At 47.2% G+C, this 26,440-nt stretch carries 29 protein-coding genes and 1 other RNA gene; 6 read left to right on the top strand and 24 right to left on the bottom strand.

The window, feature by feature from the left end:
• Positions 1-45: 45 nt before the first annotated feature.
• Positions 46-1,752 carry an NFACT RNA binding domain-containing protein gene (locus FC61_RS02145; RefSeq protein WP_021742566.1) on the top strand — a complete coding sequence of 569 codons (1,707 nt, stop codon included), beginning with the start codon at positions 46-48 and terminating at the stop codon, positions 1,750-1,752.
• 79 nt (positions 1,753-1,831) lie between these two features.
• On the opposite strand, the gene FC61_RS02150 is transcribed toward FC61_RS02145, so the two are convergent.
• From FC61_RS02150 to FC61_RS02180, 7 genes are all read right to left on the bottom strand, one after another.
• Entirely contained in the window at positions 1,832-4,408 is a 2,577-nt protein-coding gene (locus FC61_RS02150; protein WP_021742567.1) for a carbamoyl phosphate synthase preATP-grasp domain-containing protein, read from the bottom strand.
• A 2-nt stretch (positions 4,409-4,410) separates the two neighbouring features.
• A complete protein-coding gene (locus FC61_RS02155) occupies positions 4,411-5,487 on the bottom strand; it encodes a carbamoyl phosphate synthase small subunit (protein ID WP_021742568.1) in 1,077 nt (358 codons plus the stop codon).
• A 24-nt stretch (positions 5,488-5,511) separates the two neighbouring features.
• Positions 5,512-6,045, bottom strand: coding sequence for a bifunctional pyr operon transcriptional regulator/uracil phosphoribosyltransferase PyrR (gene pyrR / locus FC61_RS02160; protein ID WP_011667760.1), 534 nt, complete (start codon positions 6,043-6,045; stop codon positions 5,512-5,514).
• Between the two features lie 142 nt (positions 6,046-6,187).
• Complete coding sequence (locus tag FC61_RS02165) at positions 6,188-7,111, bottom strand: RluA family pseudouridine synthase (RefSeq protein ID WP_035464968.1); 924 nt, start codon at positions 7,109-7,111, stop codon at positions 6,188-6,190.
• Positions 7,111-7,575 (bottom strand): signal peptidase II, encoded by a 465-nt coding sequence (gene lspA, locus FC61_RS02170; protein WP_035464969.1) that lies wholly within the window; start codon positions 7,573-7,575, stop codon positions 7,111-7,113. The genes FC61_RS02165 and lspA overlap by 1 nt, the downstream gene beginning before the upstream one ends.
• Before the next feature lie 159 nt (positions 7,576-7,734).
• Positions 7,735-9,390, bottom strand: a complete 1,656-nt coding sequence (locus tag FC61_RS02175) for a formate--tetrahydrofolate ligase (RefSeq protein ID WP_042516733.1) — start codon at positions 9,388-9,390, stop codon at positions 7,735-7,737.
• Positions 9,387-9,806: an EbsA family protein gene (locus FC61_RS02180; RefSeq protein WP_021742313.1), complete on the bottom strand. Its 420-nt coding sequence runs from the start codon at positions 9,804-9,806 to the stop codon at positions 9,387-9,389. Before FC61_RS02180 ends, FC61_RS02175 begins: the two co-directional genes overlap by 4 nt.
• Positions 9,807-9,845: 39 nt before the next feature.
• Between FC61_RS02180 and FC61_RS02185 the strand changes: the two genes are divergently transcribed.
• The gene (locus FC61_RS02185; RefSeq protein WP_021742314.1) at positions 9,846-10,250 is read left to right on the top strand and encodes a ribonuclease HI family protein; all 405 of its coding nucleotides are present in this window, start codon (positions 9,846-9,848) and stop codon (positions 10,248-10,250) included.
• Here the strand turns inward: FC61_RS02185 and FC61_RS02190 are convergent.
• The 3 genes from FC61_RS02190 to FC61_RS02200 form a co-directional block, all read right to left on the bottom strand.
• Positions 10,226-11,350, bottom strand: a complete 1,125-nt coding sequence (locus tag FC61_RS02190; protein ID WP_021742315.1) for an NAD(P)/FAD-dependent oxidoreductase — start codon at positions 11,348-11,350, stop codon at positions 10,226-10,228. The two genes, FC61_RS02185 and FC61_RS02190, sit on opposite strands and share 25 nt — an antisense overlap.
• A gap of 156 nt (positions 11,351-11,506) precedes the next feature.
• Positions 11,507-12,109 carry a nitroreductase family protein gene (locus tag FC61_RS02195; RefSeq protein ID WP_011667767.1) on the bottom strand — a complete coding sequence of 201 codons (603 nt, stop codon included), beginning with the start codon at positions 12,107-12,109 and terminating at the stop codon, positions 11,507-11,509.
• A 132-nt stretch (positions 12,110-12,241) separates the two neighbouring features.
• Positions 12,242-12,766 (bottom strand): TetR/AcrR family transcriptional regulator, encoded by a 525-nt coding sequence (locus FC61_RS02200; RefSeq protein ID WP_021742316.1) that lies wholly within the window; start codon positions 12,764-12,766, stop codon positions 12,242-12,244.
• Between the two features lie 185 nt (positions 12,767-12,951).
• Here FC61_RS02200 and FC61_RS02205 point away from each other — a divergent pair, with 185 nt between their 5' ends.
• Complete coding sequence (locus FC61_RS02205; RefSeq protein ID WP_021742317.1) at positions 12,952-13,623, top strand: CPBP family intramembrane glutamic endopeptidase; 672 nt, start codon at positions 12,952-12,954, stop codon at positions 13,621-13,623.
• A gap of 57 nt (positions 13,624-13,680) precedes the next feature.
• On the opposite strand, the gene FC61_RS02210 is transcribed toward FC61_RS02205, so the two are convergent.
• The 5 genes from FC61_RS02210 to FC61_RS02230 form a co-directional block, all read right to left on the bottom strand.
• On the bottom strand, positions 13,681-14,028 hold the full coding sequence (locus FC61_RS02210; RefSeq protein WP_024525258.1) for a hypothetical protein: 348 nt from the start codon (positions 14,026-14,028) through the stop codon (positions 13,681-13,683).
• 106 nt (positions 14,029-14,134) lie between these two features.
• On the bottom strand, positions 14,135-14,596 hold the full coding sequence (locus FC61_RS02215; protein ID WP_035464901.1) for an 8-oxo-dGTP diphosphatase: 462 nt from the start codon (positions 14,594-14,596) through the stop codon (positions 14,135-14,137).
• A 70-nt stretch (positions 14,597-14,666) separates the two neighbouring features.
• On the bottom strand, positions 14,667-15,506 hold the full coding sequence (locus FC61_RS02220; protein WP_338086376.1) for an MFS transporter: 840 nt from the start codon (positions 15,504-15,506) through the stop codon (positions 14,667-14,669).
• A 28-nt stretch (positions 15,507-15,534) separates the two neighbouring features.
• The gene (locus FC61_RS12440) at positions 15,535-15,840 is read right to left on the bottom strand and encodes an MFS transporter (protein WP_021742321.1); all 306 of its coding nucleotides are present in this window, start codon (positions 15,838-15,840) and stop codon (positions 15,535-15,537) included.
• Entirely contained in the window at positions 15,837-16,385 is a 549-nt protein-coding gene (locus FC61_RS02230; RefSeq protein WP_052471879.1) for a flavodoxin family protein, read from the bottom strand. The genes FC61_RS12440 and FC61_RS02230 overlap by 4 nt, the downstream gene beginning before the upstream one ends.
• A 99-nt stretch (positions 16,386-16,484) precedes the next feature.
• Here FC61_RS02230 and FC61_RS02235 point away from each other — a divergent pair, with 99 nt between their 5' ends.
• Positions 16,485-17,351 (top strand): helix-turn-helix domain-containing protein, encoded by an 867-nt coding sequence (locus FC61_RS02235; protein ID WP_035464903.1) that lies wholly within the window; start codon positions 16,485-16,487, stop codon positions 17,349-17,351.
• Positions 17,352-17,397: 46 nt separating this feature from the next.
• On the opposite strand, the gene FC61_RS02240 is transcribed toward FC61_RS02235, so the two are convergent.
• The 7 genes from FC61_RS02240 to FC61_RS02265 all read right to left on the bottom strand — a co-directional run bounded on the left by FC61_RS02240 (position 17,398) and on the right by FC61_RS02265 (position 22,234).
• Positions 17,398-17,598, bottom strand: a complete 201-nt coding sequence (locus FC61_RS02240; protein ID WP_011667772.1) for a hypothetical protein — start codon at positions 17,596-17,598, stop codon at positions 17,398-17,400.
• Between the two features lie 116 nt (positions 17,599-17,714).
• The gene (locus tag FC61_RS02245) at positions 17,715-19,061 is read right to left on the bottom strand and encodes an ammonium transporter (RefSeq protein ID WP_035464905.1); all 1,347 of its coding nucleotides are present in this window, start codon (positions 19,059-19,061) and stop codon (positions 17,715-17,717) included.
• Positions 19,062-19,229: 168 nt separating this feature from the next.
• Entirely contained in the window at positions 19,230-19,610 is a 381-nt protein-coding gene (locus FC61_RS02250; protein WP_021742325.1) for an HIT family protein, read from the bottom strand.
• Between the two features lie 5 nt (positions 19,611-19,615).
• Positions 19,616-20,758 (bottom strand): THUMP domain-containing class I SAM-dependent RNA methyltransferase, encoded by a 1,143-nt coding sequence (locus FC61_RS02255; protein ID WP_035464907.1) that lies wholly within the window; start codon positions 20,756-20,758, stop codon positions 19,616-19,618.
• A gap of 100 nt (positions 20,759-20,858) precedes the next feature.
• An RNA gene (gene rnpB / locus FC61_RS12265) (RNase P RNA component class B) lies at positions 20,859-21,238 on the bottom strand.
• Between the two features lie 17 nt (positions 21,239-21,255).
• On the bottom strand, positions 21,256-21,609 hold the full coding sequence (gene gpsB, locus FC61_RS02260; protein ID WP_011667776.1) for a cell division regulator GpsB: 354 nt from the start codon (positions 21,607-21,609) through the stop codon (positions 21,256-21,258).
• A 55-nt stretch (positions 21,610-21,664) separates the two neighbouring features.
• Positions 21,665-22,234, bottom strand: a complete 570-nt coding sequence (locus FC61_RS02265) for an SLOG family protein (protein ID WP_021742327.1) — start codon at positions 22,232-22,234, stop codon at positions 21,665-21,667.
• Between the two features lie 203 nt (positions 22,235-22,437).
• Here FC61_RS02265 and recU point away from each other — a divergent pair, with 203 nt between their 5' ends.
• Positions 22,438-23,043 (top strand): Holliday junction resolvase RecU, encoded by a 606-nt coding sequence (gene recU / locus FC61_RS02270; protein WP_011667778.1) that lies wholly within the window; start codon positions 22,438-22,440, stop codon positions 23,041-23,043.
• A gap of 44 nt (positions 23,044-23,087) precedes the next feature.
• Positions 23,088-25,394 (top strand): transglycosylase domain-containing protein, encoded by a 2,307-nt coding sequence (locus FC61_RS02275; protein ID WP_024525265.1) that lies wholly within the window; start codon positions 23,088-23,090, stop codon positions 25,392-25,394.
• A 100-nt stretch (positions 25,395-25,494) separates the two neighbouring features.
• Here the strand turns inward: FC61_RS02275 and FC61_RS02280 are convergent, their stop codons facing one another.
• Both FC61_RS02280 and FC61_RS12580 read right to left on the bottom strand, forming a co-directional pair.
• Positions 25,495-26,244 carry a type 1 periplasmic-binding domain-containing protein gene (locus tag FC61_RS02280; RefSeq protein WP_306765413.1) on the bottom strand — a complete coding sequence of 250 codons (750 nt, stop codon included), beginning with the start codon at positions 26,242-26,244 and terminating at the stop codon, positions 25,495-25,497.
• 63 nt (positions 26,245-26,307) lie between these two features.
• Positions 26,308-26,433, bottom strand: coding sequence for a LacI family DNA-binding transcriptional regulator (locus tag FC61_RS12580; RefSeq protein WP_021742330.1), 126 nt, complete (start codon positions 26,431-26,433; stop codon positions 26,308-26,310).
• Positions 26,434-26,440: the final 7 nt, after the last annotated feature.

A 26,440-nucleotide genomic window follows, 5' to 3' on the forward strand; every position in this document is an offset into this window, starting at 1 on the left:
AATCGATTAAACATAAATTTCTGCTTAGAAAGGTGTTGTTCACGTATGTCCTTTGATGGTTCTTTTACCCATGCGATGGTCCACGAACTCAATCAGACCATTGCCACCGGGCGGGTTAGCAAAATCAATCAGCCCTATGCTAACGAAGTGGTCCTAACTGTTCGTGCGAATGGCCACAATTACCCGATCTTGTTATCAGCTAATCCGACGTATGCCCGCATTCAGAGTACCCAAATTCCTTACATTAACCCACCGACCCCGACGAACTTCACCATGATTTTACGTAAGTATCTTCAAGGGGCCATCCTAAAAGAAATTACCCAAGTGGCTAATGACCGCGTGGTCCATTTACACTTTACTTCACGTAACGAGTTAGGTGACCAACAAGAACTGTTATTGATCATTGAAATTATGGCGCGACACAGTAATGTTATTTTGGTAGACAGTGCCTCGATGAAAATTCTGGACACCATCAAGCACGTAGGCTCCGATCAAAACCGTTATCGCCTACTGTTACCCGGGGCCCAGTATATCATGCCACCTAAGCAAGATTTGGATGATCCGTTCCAAGGTCCGCGCACTGATTTGGCCGCAACTATTCGCGAGTTTCCTAACCAGGAAGTTCTGGCCCAAACGCTACAACATCAATACCAGGGGCTGGGCAAGGACACGGCCGCAGCACTGGCAACCGCTCTGCATGCAAGTGGCGATGCCCAAAAGCATTTCCAAGCCTTCTTTGAACGGTTTAACGCCCCGCAGCCAACGCTGACCGTGACCGTTAACAACAAGACCAACTTTACTGCCTTCCCATACCCAACGTCTGGGACTACCGAATCACATCCGACCCTCAGTGCGCTACTCGATCACTACTACGAAGACAAGGCTGAGCGAGATCGTGTTCAACAGCAAGGTAGCGTCTTAATTCGGGTGGTTCGTAACGAGCTCAAGAAGAATCGCACAAAGCTCAAAAAGCTTCAACGAACTTTAGCGGAAACTGAGAACGCCGACGATTATCGGATCAAGGGTGAAATCCTCACCACCTACCTGAATCAAGTTGTTCGCGGAGAAACTGCCGTGACGTTACCCAACTTTTACGATGACAATCGGCCATTAAAAATTACGTTATCTAACCAGTTATCACCTAACCAAAATGCGCAGAAATACTTTAAACGCTATCAGAAAGCCAAGAACGCGGTGATCTACGTTAACGAGCAGCTCGAAAAGACCCAAGCTGACGTTGACTACTTCAGTAACATTATGGCCCAAATTGAACTGGCTGCACCCAAGGATCTCGTGGACATTCGGCTGGAACTACAAGAAGGCGGCTACCTACGCGACCACGATCACCAGAAGAAAAACAAAAAACAACGGCGGCAAAAAGTTAGCAAGCCCGATCGTTACACGGCCAGTGATGGTACCAAGATTTCGATTGGTAAAAACAATTTGCAAAATGATCAATTGACGTTGCATTCTGCCAAGCGCACCGATATTTGGCTACACGTTAAGGATATGCCAGGCTCGCACGTCATTATTCACGATGCAGATCCTAGCGAAGCGACCATTTTAGAAGCGGCTCAATTAGCGGCCTACTTCTCCAAGGGTCGTGACTCCAGTAACGTTCCCGTCGACTACGTACCCGTTAAACGGATTCACAAACCTAACGGGGCTAAACCCGGATATGTCATTTTCACCGGTCAGAAGACCGTTTACGTCACACCTGAAAGTGATTTAGTTGCTCGGCTAGCCGATTAATTGCAACTAACAACTAAAATTAACTAGCAAAAAGACGGCCTATCAGATAACTGACAGGTCGTCTTTTTGCTAACTACAACTAAATGGTTCGATTAATAATTCGGTCTAACTCATCCGTATCACTAAGGTTGGTCAACGTTAACGCCTCACTTGAGCCAAAAGCGATGGTTGCCCCCACTTCTTGATCCGTGGTTCCGGGCCGATTCAAAACATGTAACTGGCGGAACGGAAAGGCCGCATTCATTAACGCAACTCGATTACTGTGAATGTCCACTTTGATTGCCGATAATTCCGCATCATCTAGCGTTCCAATATGTTGTCGCGTCAACATCCGCACCCAATTGACACCCGTTACTTTGCTAAGAAACGCCATTTCAGTTAGCCGGCTCGGTCGCACACCCACCACGGTTAGCTGGTGGCTATCTGAATCCGGTTTAGGGGCAAAGAGAACCTGAATCATCCCGGTCACCTGCCGCTCACTAACCGCTTGTTTAGCCTGTTCAACTAAGTTTGTCCGTCGTGAACGGGGTAACTCAGCTGGCATCCGAAATGCTGTCACCTGGGATAACGACTTATTCATCCCGGGAGCAATCATGTCCATCACCCCAACCGCTAACTTATGCTGATTATGAACAAACAGGCTCACCCCAATCGTTGCCATCTCCGGCGCAGGTTGGTCTGTTTCTTGATCTGGAGGTAACACGTGCAGATTGATGTCTAACTTACTCAACTCACGGGTTAAGTAATGCCGGTTACCGGGAACAATCACAATATCCGGGTGCTCAACGTGAATCACGTTGAGCACATCCCCTAACTGAATAGGGTCCACATACTGCTTGTCCGAGAACTCTGGCGCAATTGCGACCGCATTAGGATTCGTATTCATCAGAATTGTGTGATAACCCGCCCGTTTCAACTGCTTTAACATTTCAGTCGTAAAATACTCCGCCGCTGAGTTAGGGCCTAGTTGATTACCGCCCCGTCCTAAGACTAAGGCCGTTCGCTCTCCCAGTGACTGACTCTCATTTTCATACTCAAAGGTACTATAAAAACCACTAGTCTTTTCCGGAAATTCACCAGCTGTCGGTTCAATCATCTTGTACGTTGGGGCAATGCGAGCATCCGCCAGCAACTGCCGGATCTTAGCGGTATCCGTTTGCCAGATACGCGCAATCATCCCATCGCCAAACCCGAAGTACCGGGCCCGCAGTAAGACATCAACGTCAAGGGGATGATCCTTAATTGCCTGTTCAATTAACAACAGGTGCTGGAGCTTTACAAAGTAAAAATTATCAATTTTGGTCAGCTCACTCAGCTCGGCGGGTGAATACCCCCGGCGTAGAGCTTCAATCAAAACCAAAATCCGGTTGGCCAATGGATGAATCAGCTGCCGAATCATCTCACCATCCGTTAGGTTACTAACACTAGGCAAAACATCACGGGGAGAAAATTGTGAACTCCGTACTGATTTTAACAACGCTTCTTCAACTAAGCGGCCCAGGCCAATGGTCGACCCGACTGCCTTCATCACAGTGTCTAAATGCTGGTCGGCATCGGGTACCTCTTGAAACGGCCATAACGGAATCCGCACTCCAACATGGTCCACCATCGGTTCCATGATCGCGGTCTGTTTAACATAGCCACTGGGCAACTTAACATCTACTAGGCGTTGGCCCAACAACAATGCCCCCACAACTAATGCAATGGGATACCCCGTTGTTCGTGCTGCCAGTGCCACCCCGCGTGTAAAGTAAGGGGCAATCTTGGTCACATAGAAGTGCTGATTGGCCGGATTTAGGGCAAAGTGAAGGTGTAACACCCCAACAATCCCCAACTCGGTGGCAATCCGAAATGTCGCATCCCGCAAGTCTTGATACTCGCGATCGTTTAACGTCTGCGGCGGGGTCACCACAATTGAATCCCCGGAGTGAATCCCAATGGGATCAATATTTTCCAAACCACAAATCAGAATCTTTGTATCCGCTACATCTCGCACCGCAACCATTTCGACTTCCTTGTAGCCCACGACACTTCGCTCCAACGAGCATTGATCAAACCGGGATTGCTGGAAGCCTTGATTCAACGCCGTCAGCATGTCATCGACATTTTCACAAATGGTGCGGTTCGTATCCACCCGCGGTGACACGGGTTTCACAATTAGGGGGAAGCCAATGGCCTCAACCATCCCCATAGCCTCATCAGTTGTACTGACCACTTGGGCCTCGATAATGGGCTCCTGAATTTCCTTAAGCGTTGCGTTCAACGCCGCCGGATTGTTAATCTGCCGCAAGGTCGCCGGTGCCATACCTAACACGGTTACCCCAAAACGACCAATGTCACCATCTTCAATGAGTTCCTGGGCGATCTGGATACCTAATAAACCACCTAAAGATGGCAAAATAGCGTCCGGCTGATCCTTTTCAATAATGTGCCGAACATTTTCAGTCGTCACCGCCTGGACATACATGTTGGTTGGCTGAATCTCTTCCAGCGCGACAGAAAATGGATTATTATCGATCACTAAGGTACGTACACCGTGTTTTTTAAACTCCGTCATGATTTGTACGGTCGCGCTATCTAGTTCAGTTTCATGGCCGATCTCTGTTGGTCCGCCGCCAATAATCAATACTTTTTGTATGTCATTTAAACTTGGCAAGCTTATCCCTCCCGTGCCGTCATGGCTTCCATAAATTCATCAAACAAGTCGCGGCTTTCATGCGGACCGGGGGCCCCATCCGCAAAGAATTGCACGGAAAAAGCGGGGAAATCCCGGTGCCGCAATCCCTGCACGGTGCCATTAATCAAATCCACATAAGTGGTAATTAGCCGGTCACGATCAATCGACTTGGCCACTACCGCGTAGCCTTGCCCTTGCGTCGCATAAATAATATCGTTCGTCACAATCCGCCGAATGGGATGACCGCTGCCATGGTACTCAACTGGTAACATCTTCAACTCTGCGCCATTAGCTAGTGCAAACAATTCATGGCCTAATCCAATAGCGAACAGTGGAATTTCTGCTTGGACAGTTCGAATCATCTCTAGTACCGCATCGCCTAAATCTAGTGGTGAACCCGGTCCAGTCGACAATAAGACCCCATCTGGGTCCAAATTCAAAACATCTTGAGCACTGGCTGTCCACGGTAAAACCGTCACATTACACCGGCGCTCAGACAACTGCCGTAAAATTCCATGTTTGAGGCCAAAATCAATCACCACGACGTTTTTCCCAGTATCCGGGTTCGGATAAGGCTTCGGCGTGGCAACTTGGTCGACTTGCCGGTTAGTCAGCACAGTCGCATTGAGTTGGTCAAAAGCGTGGGCATCGGCGACATCCACAATACTACCCTTCATCGGTCCATCCAATTGCCGCAATTTCCGAATTAAATGTCGCGTATCAATTCCGCTAATGCCAGGAATATTGTGTTGCTGTAAAAACTCATCGAGCGATAGACGTGATAACCGATTGGTCGAAATATTGGTCACATCGCGAACCACCATCCCCTTAGCCGTCGGTAAAATTGATTCATAGCTGTCATGGTTAATTCCCACATTACCAATCGCCGGCTGGGCAAAAACAATAATCTGATTATGGTAGATTTGGTCCGTAATGGTTTCTTGATAGCCTAATAAATTTAAATTGGAGATGACTTCTCCACTCGTTGTCGCGCCAGCGCCAAAACCTTCACCAGCGTAGGCCGAGCCGTCTTCTAAAATTAAATAACGTTTTGCCATGCAAAATCGGCCCCTTTACCAGTCTTATGCTTGTTGAATTTCCACAGCATCGCGGTCATCGATCTCACTCACCGAAACCTTAATTCGTTCGCGCTGGGAACTGGGAATATTTTTACCAACAAAGTCAGCCCGAATTGGCAATTCGCGATGACCACGATCGACCAACACCGCTAGATTAATACTCTTAGGCCGGCCGAGATCCATAATGGCACTCATGGCCGCGCGGATCGTTCGTCCCGTATATAAGACATCATCTACTAAAATGACTTTTTTACCTTCAACCGAAAAGTCAATATTGGCAGCCGTTACTTCTGGTTCCGTCTGCGCATCATGATCAATGTCATCACGATAAGGCGTAATATCTAAATCACCAACCGGAACGGTAACATTTTCCAGTTGTTGCAAGCGGCTAGCAATTCGCCGCGCTAAGTAGACGCCTCGGGTCTTAATGCCTAAAATTACCAGATCATCGACGCCCTTATTGCGTTCAATAATTTCGTACGTGATCCGTGTCAGGGCCCGTTGCATGGCCATGGCGTCAACAACTACCTTTACCATTTTATTTCCTCCTTGAGCTTTCACGGTGTGAGCATCTGTGCAGAAACGGGCGCGTTTCTTCGGCAACATTGGTGAAGAAACCCGCCCGCCTGATTACCCGGCAAACCCGTTGATCTATCTTAGTATGTTTAGCATAAAAAACCTAGATTGCTTTGTCAACCGGTAATCCGGCTTGTTGCCGCAAGTGACGAACGGCTTTCGCAAAATTCTCGGGTACTGGTGCCGTGAAAACCAACTCTTCTCCAGTGGTTGGTTGCTTGAATCCTAGTTCACGGGCATGTAGAAATTGACCCGCCCCCTTGAGGGTCTTTTTCGGTCCGTAAAGCGGGTCCCCAGCAACTGGGTGATTAATATACGCCATATGCACCCGAATCTGATGGGTTCGCCCAGTTTCCAACCGACACGCAATTAACGTGTACGTACCATAACGTTCTAGAACTCGGAAATGGGTCACAGCCGGTCGACCATCTGTCACAATTGCTTGTTTTTTACGGTCCTTGGGAGAGCGCCCAAGTGGTGCCCGAATCACGCCGTCTTCTTCCTTAATGTTACCGTGGACGATTGCCACATACTCACGCAGATTCGTTTTAGCCTGTAATTGCGCGGACAGGCTCTGATGCGCGTGATCGTTTTTGGCAACCATCAGTAGTCCCGAAGTATCCTTGTCGATGCGATGCACAATCCCCGGCCGCAAGGTACCATTAATCTGTGATAAAGGACTGTGATACAGTAAGGCATTCACCAGCGTATGGTTTGGATGACCCGGTGCAGGATGTACCACCATCCCCTGCGGCTTATTAACCACCAACACATCAGCATCCTCATAAACAATCTCTAATGGGATGTCTTCTGGTGTTAAGTCTAGCGGTTCAGGATCTGGTAGACTGACCCGAATCGTTGCCCCCACCTTGGGTTTGTCCTTTGGCTTGACCGTTGCACCATCGACCGTGATCTGACCGGCCTCAATAGCAAGCTTGGCCTGCGACCGCGATACCGTTGCGACCGCATCCGCCACTAACTTATCTAAACGTTCAGTCGTTGTCACTTGAAATTCCGTTGTTTCCATCATTTAGCCTCCCGTCGATCAGCTAGATAAACGCCAATCGCAATTAAAATGACCCCGACTGTTAAACAACTGTCGGCAAAATTAAAGATAGGGAAATTGATAAAGTCCAGTTGGAACATATCAACGACGTATCCCTGCGTCAATCGGTCAATGAAGTTGCCAATAGTTCCGGCCATCATCAAAGCCAAACCGAGTTCTTCTAATCGGTGGTTTTGATCTCGCCGATACTGCCAAAAGAAGTAACCCATAATGCCCAAAGCCACCACGGCGATAACCGCAAAAAACCACATTTGTCCTTGTAAAATACTCCAAGCAGCACCGTTATTACGCAAATGCGTCAGTGATAGTACGCCCGGAATAAGTGGGTGTTCACCACCTAAAGCAATATTGGCCACCACAGCGTGTTTAATGAACTGGTCCACGCCCACCAATAAAATAATTAAGATTGTATCCACAATCAGCATAGAGTCCGGAGCACCTTTCCTATTAGTCGTTATCGAAAAGTATACCAGAAAAGTTGGCATTTAGGCACTTTAGCCCCCACAAATTCCAGAAAAGGCCAAAAAACAGTCATCGCTGTGAATTCGTCACACACGACAACTGTTTCAATTTAACTAATTGTTTTAAAACAATCCACTAATGGTCCCATCTGGGGCAATATCCATATCCAAAGCTGCTGGATGTTTGGGAAGCCCGGGCATAGTCAAAACATTTCCGGTCAGGGCGACCACAAACCCAGCACCTAGCCGCGGTGCAAATTCACGCACATGGATAGTAAAGTCCTGTGGGGCCCCCAACTGATGCGCGTCATCAGTCAAAGAATACTGAGTTTTGGCCATGCAGACGGGTAAATGATCCCAGCCATATTGGGCAAACGTCTTAAGTTGTCGTTTGGCTTTAGCTGATAGTTCAACCTGCGCACCACCATAGATTTTTTGCGTAATGGCCGTCATCTGCGTCATGAGATCGGCATGCTCTGGTGTCAACCGCGTAAAATGGCTTGGTTGTTGGGTCGCTGTGACCACCTTATCAGCTAGGTCCATCGCTCCGGCACCCCCATCGGCCCACACCGTCGTTGTCGCTACGGGAACGTCAATGGCTGCCACTTCAGCTTCTAAGGCTGCCACTTCAGCGTCCGTATCACTCGTGAAACGATTAATTGCCACCACCACGGGAACACCATACTGCTGCATACTGTGGATGTGCCGCTTTAAGTTGGCACTGCCTTGTTGTAAAGCCGCCACATTCTCAGTTTCTAGATCGGCCCGCTTGACACCACCGTTATACTTAAGCGCCCGAATTGTCGCCACAATGACGACAGCGTCAGGTGTCTTCCCTAAGACTGGTGTCTTGATGTCCATAAACTTTTCACCGCCCAAATCGGCCCCAAATCCGGCCTCCGTCACCGTATAATCACCTAGTTGCAGCGCTGTTTGCGTGGCAAGCACTGAGTTACACCCGTGCGCGATATTGGCAAAGGGGCCACCGTGAATGATCGCCGGATTATGTTCCAACGTCTGAACCAAATTAGGCTTAATGGCATCCTTTAATAACAGGGTAATGGCACCGCCAACTTGTAAATCACCGACAGTGACGGGTTCCTTATCCATATTGTAACCAATCAAGATGCGATTAACGCGGCGTTTCAAATCACTTAGGTCCTCACTCAAACATAAAACGGCCATTAATTCACTGGCAACTGTAATGTCGAACCCATCTTGCCGGGGAACCCCCGATGTCCGACCACCCAACCCAATCACCGTTTGCCGTAACGCCCGATCATTGATATCTAAGACCCGTTTCCAAACAATTTGGCGTGGATCTAGGCGTAAGGCATTGCCCTGCTGAATGTGATTATCAATTAATGCCGCCAAAGTATCGTGGGCTTCCGTCAAAGCATGCATGTCCCCAGTAAAATGGAGGTTAATGTCTTCCATAGGCACCACTTGAGCGTACCCGCCACCAGTCGCACCACCCTTAAGTCCCATTACCGGGCCTAAAGAGGGTTCTCTTAACGCCAAGACTGTTTGATGACCTGCCCGGTTCAGTGCATCCCCTAAGCCGACCACAACAGTGGACTTGCCTTCACCAGCTGGGGTCGGATTGATAGAGGTCACGAGTACCAATTTGCCTTGCGGTCGCGGACTAGCCAATGGCAGATTAATCTTCGCCTTGGTGTGCCCATAAGGTTCAATCTGATCGGCGGTCAATCCAACCTTAGCCGCAATCTTTTCGATGGGCTCTAGGGCTGTTGCTTGCGAAATTTCAATATCTTTCAAACTGTTTCCTCCTGACGTTCATTCGCTGCCATGGCTGTTTGAATTAATCCAGCCAATTCAATAACGGAATTTCGTGGCAGTAAAAACTGATAAATCTTTCCTTGCGCCACAATCCCCAATCGATACCGGGACACCTGAACGCTGCTAACTTGGTGTAACGGAATGACCAAGTGACGGTGGTTCAACACGGTACTAACCATCAAGACACCGTTTGCCATGGTAATATTTCTAAAGTGAATCTCGGCCCAACACAGGACCGCAAAAGCAATAAAGAATCCTAGGGTATACCAATTAAAATGGGTCACCTCTAGCCAGAAAATAGCGCCCATGAGGAGCACCATGAAGGTCCAGCTCCAATTAATGACACTGCTGATCGGATTCGGTTGATATAAAAAACGTCGTTCTTGGGTTATCATTGGGTTATACACCTCGTTCAATTATAGGAGTGATTTTTCTTGTATACCTTATATACAGACGCCGCCACCCAACCCCAAACGGGACTGAGTGCTGGTGGCATTCTCATTATCCATGATCATCAGCAAACGCAGGTCAAAACGACCTTGCAAGCCACCACTAATCACCAAGCGGAATTTGAAACCGCTCGTATCGGCTTCGAACGCCTATTAGCCGTAGTTACTGATCCAGCGCAAGCCACCGTCTTATTCTACACAGACAGCCAACTGGTCAGTGACAGTCTGGCAAAACACTATGCCAAACACTACCAATCCCTAGTTGATGCCTTATTACAAGCCCAAGCACCCTTTCAGTTGGTGCTGACCCAATGGGTGCCTGAAAAACAAAATCAAGGTGCCCATACACTGGCTAATCAGGCGCTTCATTCTGCGGAGGGCTTCAAATAAGTGGCTAACGGCTTCTCGTATTCGCTCCAATCCGGAGTTCCACCATATAACGCCGATCCTGCCAACAACCGCCCCACTTGTGGTCCGGTCGTCAAGCCAGATGAGCCGAGGCCTGAAGCCACCAAAATAGCTTCATGATCGGGGACTGGTCCGAAGAAGGGGGCAAAATCACTGGTGTAAGCCCGTGTACCAACCCGGGTCCCCGTGATATTAGCCGTCGTCAATGACGGCATTAGTCGTTGGGCACTCGCAAATAGATCCGCGGTGACCATTGGGTCCACTTGTAAATTAAACTTGCCGTCATCTTCATGCGTCGCGCCAACAATTAATTTACCATGACCAAACGGAACAAAATCCCGTTCACCTTCCGGCATCAATACTGGCATGTTTTCTTGGATAGGATAATCCTTAACGGCCAATTCAATTAACTGGCCTTTTTGTGGTCGCACATCAGCCGTAATACCTAACGGCGCCAACAGTTCCTTGGCCCAAGCGCCTGCCGCAACGATTACCCGATCAAATTGCCGAGCACCCAATGATGTGACCACTTGGCCCTGGGCCGTTAGGTGAACCCGTTCTCGCCGAATAGTCAAATTCTTAGCGGTTGCCTGTGCCAATAGACCGGCAACTAAGGCCGCACCATCTACCCGGGCACCACCACTAATAAAGACTCCCGGTTGGGCATTGGCCAGCAAGGGAATCTTGGTCTGGACTTCAGCAGCCGTCAACGTTGTGACTGACCCCATCGTGACCGCCGTTTGCCGTCGCTCTTGGGCCAAGTCAAATAGCAGCTCTAAATCCGTGGGAATTTCTCTCGTAACAATGGTCCCAGTTTGTTGATAAACATCCGTCCCTAATTGGGCATCATGGATCAGTTGGGGATATAAATCTGCCCCCGCCTTTGCTAGCTGATACCACTGTTGATTACGCCTTTTAGATAGCCAAGGTGAAATAATACCGGCCGCAGCCGTCGTGGCCTGTCCTAGACCATCATCAAACAAGGTCACTTTAACCTGTTGACCACCCGGTAAGGTGCTTAAATAATAAGCAGCGGTCGCACCGACGATCCCGCCACCAATAATAGCAATTTGTTTTTCCATGTTCGCATGAACCTCCTCATTTAAGAAAGAGCTTTACCGTTTTCATTTTAGCATAACTTACCTGGTAAAGTTGCTTACTGGACATTGTCCCAAACAAAAAGGACCCCGCACCCGCCAATCGGCGTGATTCGGAGTCCTTTTGCTTTTTGCTTAAAGTTATTTGAAAACTAAGAAACGATCATCGTCAGCCATGTATTCCTTATCACCGGCTGGTGCTTCAATCGAACCAAAGTCCATTTCAGCCCGTAACCGCCAGCTAGCAGGAATGTTAAAGGCAGCCCGAACTTCATCATCAATTAGCGGATTGTAATGTTGAAGGTTAGCCCCTAAGCCATTTTCGGCTAAAGAAGTCCAAACAGAGTACTGGGCGTTGCCTTGAGCTTGTTCAGACCAATCTTGGAAGTTATCCGCATATAGTGGGAAGTTATCCTCGAATTCTTTAACCGTCTTCGTCTCCGTGTAAAACAGGATTGTCCCAAAGGCTGCCTTGAAGTTATTAATCTTCGCTGCTGTTCTCGCAAAAGCTGCTTCATCGGGAACTTCTTGTTTCAAACGATTAATCACGATGTCCCACAACTTTTCGTGTGAGTCGCCGAATAAAATTACCGCCCGTGTCGTTTGATTATTAAACGGCGTTGGTGCTTGCTTCATATTGGTTTTGATTAAATCCGTCAATTCATCAGTTGATAGCTTCACATTGCGACCCAGTGCGTAAATGCTCCGCCGTTTCTTGGCTAAATCGATAAAGTTTGTTTCCATGGTAAAAAACCTCGCTTTTTAGGATACCCGGTAATGGGCAAATTATGTTTAAGTTTAATGCACTATTTCAGTTTATCACTTACTTTTTGAAAGTAAAGTATTTCATCTGCCCTCCGTCAATCTTTCAACCGCCTACCCACCCAATAGGCTGATTAATTGGCTAGTTACCTGTTTTTCATCAACGGGGATGGTTGGTAATAGGACCAAAACACCCACGAGATAGGTCCACACGGCTAATGAAGCCGACTGTGGCTCAAGCGTTAGTTGTTGCTGCGCCGCATACAAAGTCACAACGGTGGTTAAACTCTGCGGTACCGATAAATCTCCGGTCAAAACAAATTGGATTCCATATGGATGATCGTGTTGATAGGTTAATAAGTTCGTCACCATTTGCCGAAGCATCGTTGGTGCATCGGCCGAGTCCAAGACCCCCATCCGCAGAGTCGCAGTGACTTCTGCTTGAATAGTCGTTTTCAAGTTAGCTAATAGACTGGCTTTATCTGGAAAATGCCGATAAACAGCCGCTGGGGTAACCGCTAAAACTCGAGCAATTTGGCGCAATGAGAGTTGATTGGCCCCAGCTTCCTCTAGTTGTTGACGAGCAACCTGCTGGATAGCGGCTGCTAAATTTTGCCGATGATAAGGCTGTGTAACCATCTTGATCCCCCCTCAAACGTGTCCGTACCGCGGATTATATCTCAATGTTAACACTGATTACGTCGAATGTAAACACCAGTAACATTGATTTAAAAATAGCAATCCTTACGGAAACTTTACAGTCATAACCGTTGCTTTGTTTTACAATATGTTTAAAGATCTTTTTAGAAAAGAGTGGCTTATTTATGACCGCAACGCACACCGTTTCCTCAAGACGCTTAGTCGCGCAGTTCATTAGTTTTTGGTTATTATGGTTTATTGTTCAGATTGGTCTCAACCAGCCTATCCAACGGCATTTTACTGGCTGGTCCCAAGAGATCCTGCTAGACCTCATCAAACTCACCGTTTGGCTGGGGGCCGCTTGGTGGTTCTTACATCAAACGTCCGCTCAGCAATTGACCGTCCCTAATTCCCAGCAGTGGCGAGTGGCTTGGCGCTTCACCGCTGGCTACCTGGTCTTTGGCGCAGTCGTAGTCTACTTATTATTCCAGTTTTGGCTAGCACATCACGGCTTGCGGATTGCTCACGGTTTTATCCCTGAATACTGGGGACGCTATTTCCTCGTGGTTGGGATCACTGAGGAATTTGTTTTCCGTGGTTACTTTTTAAACGTCCTACTAAAGAAAACCAGTTTGACGACAGCCAACATTTTGCAGGCTATTGCATTCGCCAGCCTACACATCCCCCGTTATCTGACAACTGTACCGGCAATGAGCCTGACGAGTTGGATAGGCAACCTGATCTCTGTTTTTGCGCTGGGTCTCCTGTTCGGCTGGTTATACGCTCGCAGTCACTCACTGTGGCCAGGTATCGTTACCCATATGACTTGGGACATTTTAGTTACCCTCTTTGCTTAAGCTCTAAAAAATGCGTTCAGGACTGTTAAGTCCCAAACGCATTTTTTAATATCGCTTTTACGTCGTCTGAATCCGTCGTTTCAAGAATCCTAGCAGGACGCTTAAAAACGCAAATGGTAAGCAGAAACTCAGAAACGCTGTCAGTAAGACTGGTGCTACCGTAATGGTTAATCCCAGATCAATCACACCTACACCCACGCTTACCCACAGCAAGAGTCGCCACCAACCACGCCGTATCCGCGGTTGATAAGTCAAACCATAGACCAGAAGTGTTAAGGCTGTCGTCAGCAACAGTGCCCGATCAATCAGCGGCATGGTCACTAAGCCCGTTAGTATTAAGGCGACGACACTTAACCCGATAAAGAAGTAACCGTACCAGCGTTGCGTCTGAACAGTTGATTTCATCATGATCGCTCCCTTTATCTATCTACTTGACACTTCTATTTTACTTGAAAATGTAATCGCTTACCATAAAAATATCTTTATGGAGTCCACCGATTGTCAGCACTTTTTAATCGTCAACTCGTAAATTACCATTCCACGAATCACTAACTAGCGTTGATGCCGTGCCAGTAAACACCTGTAAGAATTCCGGTAGACTAGCGGCACTGTTTTCTCGTGTTAAGGCCGTGATTGGTAACCAACTTAACTGACCCTCCGCACTGGCCTTTAGGGTTCCTGTAAAATCTGAGGCCCGATACAGCAATCCCAGCTTGCGGTGCTTGCGGTCATCGTCAAACCATTCGCAGGTACCGCAAAAAGTCACGCCAGATAATTGGAGACCCGTTTCTTCAAAAACCTCGCGAATCGCGGCCGTTGCACAGGGTTCGCCAACTTCCACATGACCGCCCGGAAAGCTATGTCCGGCTTTCCAAGGCACATTAACCTTGTCTTCCACCAAAACACGTTGTGTCTCAGGATCTGTCACCATCACCATTGTTACCAATTCAACTGGCTGCGTTCGTGTTGCCATTCTACCGTCCCCTTTGTCATTTCGAGCTGGCTTAATTCTAGCAAGTTCGACTATAGATTGTAAAGTCACGCTACAAAACACGCCAGCTCCAAAGAATACCCAGTAACATTAACAAACCCATGAGTAAAAAACCAATACTGGCACCAAACACATCATTAATCATTCCCATTCCAGTTGCAACAAAGATTTCAATAAATTGTGCCAAGCCATTCCAAAGGGCCGTTGTCCGACCCATATAATCTGGCGCAACCTGATGCATCAACACCGTTCCTAAAATCACCCGCAGCGCTGAGTTACTTAAGCCGAGCACAAACGTCCCCACAAATAGGATCGACACCCATCGGCCCACAAACAAGCCCAATAGCGTTAAAGCAGCAACACTAAAAAACAATAGAATGAGTGACTTAGTCGATCGTTTCGTCAACAACCAGCCCGTTATTAAACCTGCAGTCAACCCACCAATGCCATAAAACATGTCAGCCGTACCATAAGTCACGCTATTAGCCCGCAAAATGGTCAACACATAGTCGGGGGCCGACACGTTAAATAGCTGGGTCACAATGAGCGGTAACACTGATAGTAGCCCTACGGACAAGATCAGTGGCCGCTGTCGGACATAGTGCCAAGCCCCAGTCGCTGTGGGAACAATGCTCGTTGGCAACTCGGTCGCCGTTGGGACATCATGAAGTAACCCAATAGCAACGAGAAAAACAGCCACGTTAATGGCTAAAATCATCGTAAATCCCATGGTATGAAGAATAACGCCAGAGACTGCCCCAGCGGAAAACATGCCGACTTGCAAAGACACCTCAATAAACGCATTAGCTGCCCCTAAGGCTTCCGGCGGCAGCAATGTTTGCACATAGCTTCGTGAGGCCGCCATATACGTTATCCAACCAGCCCCCGTCACGATAGCCAAGATTGCCATCACTCCCAAGTTAAAGCCAATCAGTTTGAAGTATCCCCAAACGCCAACCAACGGTAGGAGCCTTCCCCAAAAGCTGATCAAAATAACCGACTTGCGTGAAAAAACGATCCGTCAATCGACCAGCGATCGGTGACATTAAGAATCCAGCAAGTACATTTAACGTTAGGTAAAGGCCGACTAACTTGTTGGCATGAGTCTGTTGGAGCATAAACCAATTGGCACCAACCGTGGTTAACCCTACACCAAAACCTGAAATAACATCGGCTAAAAAGAAGTGCCGAAATCCGCGTTGTTTCACTAAATCCCAACCCATCATTGGCCCACCGCCTTCAAGTCTTGATTAAGGCTTGCCGCCTGACGTACTGCCACCGGATCATTACTCAAGCTTCCCGGTCGATTGGCTTGTCCAATCACGGTTGCCTGCAACGTCATTCCCAAAAAGGCACAGATTTCAGCAACCTGCTGCACAATTGGTTGGGCCTTAACCCGTGGATCATCACCACCCACCATTAACAAGATGAGTCGTTTACAAGCGATTCGTTGGCGAAAAGTAGGATCTAATGCTAGCGTTTCAGACCACCGCTCAATAAAGGCTTTTAATCGCGCTGCCAGTCCATACCAATAAATTGGGCTGGCAAGAACCACAGTTGGCGCTGCTAGAAATGCCTGCAAAATTTTCTGATAGTCATCAACGGGAGGCAACCAGAGCGGCGCCCAACGCTGGTCTTGAATAAAGTTAAGTTGCCGGTCAGCCAAATTAATCGTTGTATAGTCCAAGCCTTCGAGTACCCAATGTGCTAATGTTTGTGTATTGGACTTCGGGTGACCAAAGACCCCCAACAACAGTATTTGCTTCTGCATAAAAATCATCCTCCTGTAGGTGTAACTGATTTTAGTTTACAGGTAATCCGTAAAAGGGTATCGTTATGACAAGCAAATCGTCAAAACGAGGTGAATATGATGACTCACGGGGAATTGATTAAAAAATTGCGTCACGAACGAGGACTTATCCAGCAGCAACTGGCAACCGGCATTTCGAGTCGGACAACCCTGTCATCACTTGAAAATAACCAGACCGATATTACTTCGAGCATTCTTTTTGCCTATCTCAAACGCATGAATATTTCCGTTCAAGAGTATCTCTTTTATTTCAACGGGGACTCGGCTAGTGAAAAGGAGCGGGCTTCTCAATATTTTTATGATACTGTTATCCAGCAGCGAGATCTGGAAATCAAAAAAAGAATCCTGAATTATCAGTCACGGTATCGGGATTCTAACGATTTTTATTTTTGTTGTTTGTCGATTGAACTCAAGCTCTTCTTAAATCACAAACACCAACAGGCTGTGTTTGACGTCGACGAAGATATGAGCTTGATTAAGGCTTACCTCGAAAACATTACCCAGTGGGGACATTTTGAAATGTCCGTCTTCTCTAACTGCCTGTATATTTTCTCTAGTGATTATATTCGAGGAACATTCAAAATACTGTTGAAGCGTACCAAAATTTTAAGTCGGATTGATACTTACCAAAACGATCTTTCAATTTTTCTCAATAATTGCATCGTCTTATCATTAGAGCGCCACCATTTTGACGCCACTGATTTTTATGTGCAACAGCTCTTCTCACTTTCCGCTAAAACACCACGGCAAGCCTATGATCGAATGATGTGTGCCTACTACCTTGAGCTCTTAAAAGCTGTCCGTGGGCAATCTAGTGCTGTTTCAGCAACCATCGACAGTTTCCGTAACCTAGGCTTCCAAGAACACGCTGATGAATTGGTTGCTTTAAAACAACGATTACTTTCTCGTACCGTCATGCAAGCTTAACCCCATCAAATGTACGAAAAAAGGAGGCTCACTGGCCTCCTTTATTTTAGTCTGTTTTCAAATCGTGATTGTCTGAGCGGTTGCGTTCCAGGTGATGTTCAATCCCGTAGCAAAGTAATCCCAAGCCAGCAAAAGCAATTGGAAAACCAACCGCCCACAGCGCCGACTTCATGAACATGAGTACGAGACTTAGCAACCCGACTGCTAATACTGCGAAAATAATGACCGCAATTTTTTCTCCTGTCATCTTCGTTCCCCCCAAACTAGATATGCAAAATTTGTGGCCCCTAACCACATCTCTAGCTTAGCAGGTCCTTGCGATTTCGGCAATCATCTCGACTAAGCTTAATAAAGTCACTAACTTTAATGATTCTTTTCATGATGCCGGTTGCTACTATGCCCCTGCAACCGTTGAAGTTGTCCTTTGAATTCACCCGCAAACCGTTCTTGGTCCGGTTGAAATTCTGTGGTTAAGCGTTCACTGAGGCCAACCGTGTAATCGGCCCGTTCTCCATGTTCCCCTTGGTCAAGTCCGAGTTGTTCTTCTTGTGCATCTACCCGCATTGGCATTAACCACCGCAATAGGCCTATCAGAAGACTGCCCATCACTGCGACAATGACAATTGTCACGATCGTCGCCAACGTTTGGATACCCAGTAAATGCCAATCACCGCCATAAGCCAAGCCATTCGCGGCAATCGTTTGATTAACTGCTTTTGTCGCAAAGACTCCCGTTAACAGGCTACCCACAATACCACTAATGCCATGACAACCAAAGGCATCGAGCGCATCATCCACCCCCAGTCGGGGCTTCAGATAAGTTACAAACCCAAAGCTGGCTAACGTTGCCAGGGCCCCAATTGCCACCGAACCTAAAATCGTCACGTATCCAGCAGCCGGGGTAATGCCGACCAAGCCACATAACGTCCCCGTACAGACACCCACTAAGGTTGGCTTTCCGGTCGTCCACATGTCTAGCAGCATCCACACGATCATGGCCGTAGCCGTGGCGACCGTACTTGTCAAAGCCGCTTGCAGTGCCACACCGTTAACCGCTAACGCACTACCGGCATTGAATCCGTACCACCCAATCCATAAAATGGCTGTTCCTAATAACACCCACGGTAAATTATAATGACGTGCCGTAGTAGGCTTCGTTAGCCGCGGTCCCAGCCATGCTGACAAGACCAATGCCGTCACCCCAGCATTAATGTGCACGACGGTTCCACCAGCAAAGTCCAAGACACCTAATTTGGCTAACCAGCCATCTGGACTCCACACTAAGTGGACCATTGGATAGTACACACAAAGAGACCAGGCGATTAAAAACCACAATAAGAATTTAAACCGAATACGGCCAACTACCGCTCCCACAAACAACGCTGGCGTAATAACCGCAAACATCATTTGAAATAAGGCATAGGCGCCCAATGGTATATGATTGACCGTCAAGCTCGTTAAATTAACGCCCGTCATCAACGCCTGATGCAAATTACCAACTACGCCACCAATATCACCAGAAAAGGCCAGTGAATATCCTACGGCTACCCACAATAAAATGGCCAGGCCCGTCATGATAAAAACGGACAACATCGTATTCACGACATTCTTTTCAGAAACTAAGCCACCATAGAAAAATGCTAGTCCAGGTGTCATAAATAAGACTAGAATACTTGCGATTAAAACAAATGCCGTGTTTGCTAAATTCATCATCAACGCCCTCTCTGCCCTTGATGTTAGAAATTCTAACATCATTTTTGAAGAAAGTCATCATTAAATTTTCACTTTCGCGTTGTTTGGACCATTAAGCAACCACAAAAAAGGGACAAAATAGCGATATAATCGCCATATTATCCCTTTTAAATCGAATGTTAATTTTTATGACATACGTTTTTGAATGGCGTGCGGTAGCATCTTGCGAATGCCGCCACGCGGATCGCGCACGTCGCCAATATACCGTGGAATGACATGAATATGGGCATGCATGACGGTCTGGCCGGCTGCCGCACCACTATTAATCCCGATATTGTACCCCGCCGGAGCATAACGCGTATCTAGTAGATCCTTAGCCGCAAAAACCAAAGCATCCATCGCCTGCCGTGTGACCGGTGGTACATCAAAGTACGTTGCATAGTGCTGTTTGGGAACTACTAATAAATGGCCTTTGCGAACCGGGTGAATGTCCCAAAAGGCCTTAGCCAAGTCATTTTCCAACACGACCGCTGTTTTTTGGCAAAAAATACAGTTCGCTTCGATCATTGGCCTTACCGATTGTGTCGCGGTTGCCGTTGTGCCCAGAATTGGAAGTAGTCCGTCCGCAAAGCCCCGTTATAGAGTTTCCGAGTCTTGGTCGCTTTCTGCCCATAGAAATGTTCAAATTCCAAATCAGCCGTCAAGATGTATTTAGACCAATCGGTTAGTGGCTTAAAGACTTGCCCCATTTGTTTGTACAGTTCACGAACACTGGCTTGATCACTCAACCGTTCCCCATATGGTGGGTTAGCGACAATCACCCCGTGTTTCAGTTCAGTCTTAAAGTCTTGGACCGCCAACTGACTGAAAGTAACATCTTGTGACAAGCCAGCCTCTTGCGCGTTTCGCTTCGCAATCGCCACCATCTTCTCATCGATATCACTACCGAAAATTTGTAAGGGCGTGTCATAGTCTGCCAGTGCATCCGCTTCATCCCGGACCTCATCACTGAGTTCTTGCGGTACCCAGTCCCACTTTTCACATGTGAAATCTCGATTGAATCCTGGGGCTAAATTACGGCCAATTAGCGCTGCCTCAATCGGGATCGTCCCAGAGCCACAAACGGGGTCCCAAAACGGCATATCTTTATGCCAACTGGTTAAAGCGATCAACGCTGCGGCCATGTTTTCCTTCAACGGCGCGCCCCCTTTACCCACACGGTAGCCCCGTTTGAATAAACTAGATCCCGTCGTGTCTAACGTCAACATGACATGATCCTTGTCAATCATCACTTCTAGTGGATACAGTGCGCCCGTTTCTGGCATTCGGGTACGGCGATGGTAGACGGCTGCTAATTTCGTCGCAACGGCTTTCTTAACGATTGCTTGAGCGTCAGGGACACTGTGTAGCTGTGACTTCTTGGAGCGACCTTCTACCGGAAAAGCGGCATCCATGGGAAGCAATTCATCCCAGGCAACTGCCTTAGTGGCTTCAAACAATTCGTCAAAAGTGGCCGCATCAAACTCAGCCACAATGATCCGTACCCGATCAGCTGTCCGGAGCCACAAGTTGGCCCGCAAAATGTCCTTAATCGTCCCATCAAACCGGACACGGCCATTTTCAACCTGAGTTTCGTAGCCTAAATCACGCAGTTCACGCCCAGCGATTGCCTCAATCCCACTAGCTGTCGCTGCATATAAATGAAAAGTCTTCATGACGTCCTCCTTATATTTTCTAATCAAATGGGTGTTTATCCCAATTATCGCTATAAAAAAAGGTGGGAGCAAGCTCCCACCCACCTGACATGGTGTAAATCCCTGTAAGCCATGTTTTGTACCACCCAACCGTTTCAGGCAAACGATCAGCTGGCAGTAATCATCTATCTCGAGAGTTTCCTCTCCCCCCACATTTCGTTCAATTCCATATGTGAAGCGCCCCTACCAAAAGTTTGGGTTGCCCGCTCGAGGGGTTTACCGCGTTCCACCGCCTAGGTTTCCCTAGGCGTATCGTCACTGTGGCACTTTTCAGGGATACTCAAGCATAGCCGAAGCCTTAGCCGTTTTTTCCCGCCGTAACGCTATTGCTAACGTCCCCCGGCTTATTTTTTCACCGAGCACGAACACTACAGGCATCGCAGCCTGTGCGAGCATGGACTTTCCTCAGCCGACATAAGCCGACCGCGATTACTCAGGATCTACACCAGTCTATAATTCTACAAACGATGTGACTCGTTTGGATCATTATCTAATTGTGAACCGAAAACGTGCCGTTCCAAATTGGAAAGCCGCTTCAAAATATCCATGTTGGTTACATTTGAAGAAGCTGGGCTAGTTGCAGCAGCGCGGGGTTGACTTGCACCCACTTGAACCTGACGAGTCAACTCGTCAACTTTTGCCAACAACCGTTCGTTTTCATCTTGAAGCCGTTGATTCTCCTTCACAAAGGCATCATAGTCCTTGATGACATTGTCTAAGAAACTATCGACATCATCAGGGTCATAGCCGCGCATTTTTTGGCGGAATTGCTTTTGTAAAATTTCCTTCGGAGTAAAATTAACGTTTTCCATCGATCATTACACCTCGTTATCGTAATCAAACCGGCGATATCTATAATACCAGTTTTTATTCAAATTGGGAACCATTATTTAAATTTTCTTGATATTCATTGGCACTTTCTTGTAACCAATCCATATCAATCAACGTCAGGGGGTAAGCATGCTGCTCAGCAAATCGCGTGATTGCCTCGTAATCATACTTCGGTTTCCCTTCAACCTCTAAATCATAAACCATGACTGCCTCATCCGTATGGGTCAGCATAAATTCTTGATAGTTTCTTAACTGTTGGGGTCCATGATAGGGCTGCTCACTAACCGATTGGTGGAAATCCACCCGGCTAGCTAGTTGGGCATACGTCCCCCGGTTATTCTCATTCCAGTTGCTCCCGAATTCAGCAAATGGGGTCATCATCGCAATTTTAAGCTCTGGATAATCCGGCTTTAACGTCAGACCCACCTCAGCAGCCCATTGCTCAACCCCTAACTGGCCGCCCGTAATCAGCCAATCCATGCCATTTTCAAGCTTACCAATTAGAAGTTTTTTAAGTGTATCCTTAATCACCAACAACTTGGGGTCCTGACTACCAAAGACGCCCAGTTCATAGCTCCGATAGCCCGTTAACCATAAGCGACTCATTTAGCCACCCCTTTCTGACGGCTCCTTATCAGTGTAGCGAAAAAAAACGTTGAGGGCAATTAAAATCCGTTTAAAATCCGCTTTTTTCATCAGTAAAGCCGCGTTTAGGAGTTTTTATTTCCGAGTGAGCTTGGTATAATGTCAATAACTGGCCCACAATCTGGTGAGCAAATGCCCGCTAAAACAAGGAGTGTGAAGCGTTTATGACTATTCGGTATCCCAATGGGCATGCCTACCGTGCACCAGCCAAAAAAATCGGGTCCCAGTTTTCTAGTACCAACACCAACTACGGTAAACGCGGTATGACACTAGAAGAGGAGCTCAATGAAAGTAACACGTATTACGAAGTCAATGGCGTGGCTGTGGTTCATAAAAAGCCTACTCCCATTCGCATTGTAAAGGTGGATTACCCTAAACGCAGTGCCGCCGTGATTAAAGAAGCCTACTTTAGTACCGCTTCTACCACCGATTATAATGGTGTCTATCGGGGTCATTATTTAGATTTTGATGCTAAGGAAACCCGTAATACAACGTCGTTTCCACTTCAAAACTTTCATCAACATCAGATTGACCACATGCGTGCTTGTACAACCCAGGGGGGAATTTGTTTTGCTATTATCAAGTTCGTCACCCGCCAGGAGATTTACTTGTACCGTGCGCAAGATCTGTTTACTTTTTGGGACGCGCAACAGCAAGGCGGTCGGAAGTCCATTCCTTACGCCACCATCGCGCAAGATGGGATTCAAATTCCCGCTGAGCTACAATTGCCCGTTCCCTATCTTAAGGCCGTAGATCAATTACTCTCATAAACTACCGAGTCTAGTGACTACGCTGAAACGTAAAGGAGATTACCATGTCTAGTAACAATTCACCACGGGAAACCCGGATGAGTCGTAACGCTGATCGTACCCCTGGCCCCAAACGGCCACATACCGGTTGGCGGACCTTTCGCCGGATTTTGTACGTCATCGTCGCTATTGGCGTCTTCGCCATTCTTGCCGGAGCCGGCCTGTTCTTCTTTTACGCCCAAAGTGCACCTAAGGTCACCCAGAGTGCCCTGTCCAGTGACGCTTCTACAAGAATATACGATGCCAATGGCAACGTTATTTCACGAATGGGCGCCCAAAACCGGACTTACGTTAAGGCAAAGCACATTCCTGCAACCCTAGCCGCAGCGGTCGTATCCACTGAGGATCGCCGTTTCTATAAAAATAATGGGGTTGACCCCATTCGGATTGTCGGGGCTGCGTTTGCAAACTTCACCGGATCCTCATTAGGAATGCAAGGCGGCAGTACATTAACCCAGCAATTGGTTAAGCTGTCCGTCTTCTCAACCGCCGCTTCGGACCGAACGTTAAAACGTAAAGCTCAAGAAGCCTGGTTGGCCTTAAAGGTTGATCATAAATACTCCAAGGCAAAAATCTTGGAATATTACATCAACAAAGTTTACATGGGCAATGGGGTCTATGGGATGCAAACGGCCGCGCAATACTATTACGGGACCACGCTCACACATCTAAGCTTGGCTCAGTTGGCCTTGTTAGCCGGGATGCCACAGGCACCAACCCGCTACGATCCCACGACTTATCCTGCTTTGGCTCAAAAGCGTCGTGATTTAGTCTTAGACTCAATGGTTGAGACTAAAGTCATTACCTCAGCTCAAGCAAGCCAAGCTAAAGCAACCAGTATCACTTCGGGATTGGTCAAAACGCACAAGTCAACCAGTACTGGTGTGAAAAATACTAAGGTTATCGATGCCTACCTCAAGCAAGTTTATGCCGAACTGAAGTCCAAGGGCTACAACACCACAACTGGTGGCCTAAAGGTTTATACGAACCTCGACATGAGTGCCCAAAAGAAGCTCTACAACATTGTCAACTCTGAAAATTATGTCAGCTTCCCTTCTAAGAAGTTCCAAGTTGGGTCAACTATCGTTAATCCGAATAACGGCCAAGTTGTTGCGATGATTGGGGGCCGGAAAACAGGGAATGTTACGTTTGGGCTAAACCGAGCCGTTCAGACAGACCGGTCGAGTGCCTCAACGGCTAAACCACTAATGGATTATGGTCCAGCCATTGAATACCTGAACTATCCTACTTATGAGCCGGTCAAGGATACGGCCTTCACTTATCCGGGAACGACTAAGAACCTATACGATTGGGATAGACAGTATCAAGGAACCATTACCATGCGTAAGGCCTTGTATGAATCCCGTAACATTCCGGCTGTCCGTACCTTGCAGAATGTCGGTATCAGCAAGGCAACTACCTTCCTCAAGGGCTTAGGTATGACATTCGATAAGACCTTGACGCTGCAAAACGGGATTGGGTTGTACATTTCAACCGAGCAAGAAGCCGCAGCCTATGCCGCCTTTGCCAATGGTGGAACTTACTACAAACCATATTTGGTTTCAAAAGTCGTCACGCAAGATGGCAAGGCCCATAACTACTCTTCTCAAGGCAAACGTGCTATGTCTGCAGCGACTGCCTTTATGCTGACTGACATGATGAAAGACGTTATGACCAACGAAAATGGTTCTGGCCGTTCAGCGGCAATTTCTGGCCTCTATCAGGCCGGAAAAACTGGGACCGACTCTTATCCAGATGATTACGCTGATAAGGTCCCAGATGGCGCTACAATGGACTCCTGGTTCACAGGTTACACCAAGAACTATGCCGTTTCTGTTTGGACCGGTTACGATAAGCAGTTCCAAACGGGCCATTACGTCAGTGAAACCGAAACTAAGATTGCCCAAGAGATCTATAAGTACGAAATGACCTACTTGGCTTCCAAAAAGGTTAATTCCGATTGGACCCAGCCAAGTACCGTAACGAAGACTACGGTTAACAACAACACCGAATATTACGTGACTGGTCATCCTGGAACCGTTTCTGATGCAACCACAACAGACTCCACGTCAACGAGTCAGTATGGTTCGACCAACACGACTAGTTCTTCGGCCTACAGCAGTAACAACCAAGTAACGACTAGCTCCAGTTCAGCTCGGGCCAGCTCATCCACAACTGAATCTAGTACCAGTAAGGAATCATCCAGTACTGAACAGACCCCTAGTGGTAATGGGAATGATGACAATACCACGACGGATTCATCGTCAGCCAAAAATACAACGCAAAATGACAACGCTAGTTCCGGTAATTAATCCGATAGTGTTAGGTACCTATTAAAAGAATCGTTATTCTCAGTCGATTGAGAATAACGATTCTTTTTTTAGCTTCAATCTCGCTTCTCTTTTCTTACCGCTAACGTAAGATAAAATCTGCTGGTATACCTATCTGTTCAACTTGATCACTAGTTGCTAATTCAAACGCCGTCTGACCAATTGCTGATAAATGATGATCAATTGTCGGTAATTTTAATAACTGACCGGCTAACTGATTTTCTTGCCCCATCATCGATGGTACTTCTAGCTGATGATCGAGATAGAATTGGCGAACACCAGCAGCGATATCGTCACTATTTGCAAAAATAAAATCTACTTGCTGATAATGCTGTACCAATTGTTTAGCAGCCGCATAGCCATCATCAAAAGTGGTTATACCCATAACGAGACCATTTGGATTTGGTTTACGGTCGAATACATGCTGAAAAACTTCCAGAGTAAGTCGGCTAGTCGCACTCACAGTTGTCGAACGGCTTAACAGCACCGCAATTTGTTGATAATGATGCTGCTTAATCCAATTAAAAGCAGCTAAATAGGCCGGTTCACGTACAGAAAAAGCCGCCGATAACGATATTGCTTGCGGATCCTCACAACACACAACAGCACCATAGGATTGATACTGAGCCAATTGGGCTAAGGGTAAAGCGTGTGAAATAAAAATTAAGGCATCAAAACTCTTACGATGTAACTGCTCCAAATATTGCTTCTCCAGCTGCGGATCATACTTCGATGACAACATCACCACCCGGTCCTCTGCCGCAAATGCAGCTCGCAAAATACCATTAGTAATTTCCGTAAAGTATGGATGTCCCATATTGGGCATCACCACACCAATGTTCTTTGTCCGACCATGACTTAGATCTCGCGCAATATCATTAGGAACATAGTCTAATTATTGAATAATGGCCCGGATTTTTGCTTGAGCTGCCGAAGAGACATAGCCACTTTGATTTAAGACTCGCGACACGGTTGCTGGTGAGTACCCCGCCAAACGGGCAACATCTCTGATCGTTGCCATTTCATCA

This window comes from Levilactobacillus brevis ATCC 14869 = DSM 20054 (assembly GCF_001433855.1).
GTDB lineage: Bacteria > Bacillota > Bacilli > Lactobacillales > Lactobacillaceae > Levilactobacillus > Levilactobacillus brevis.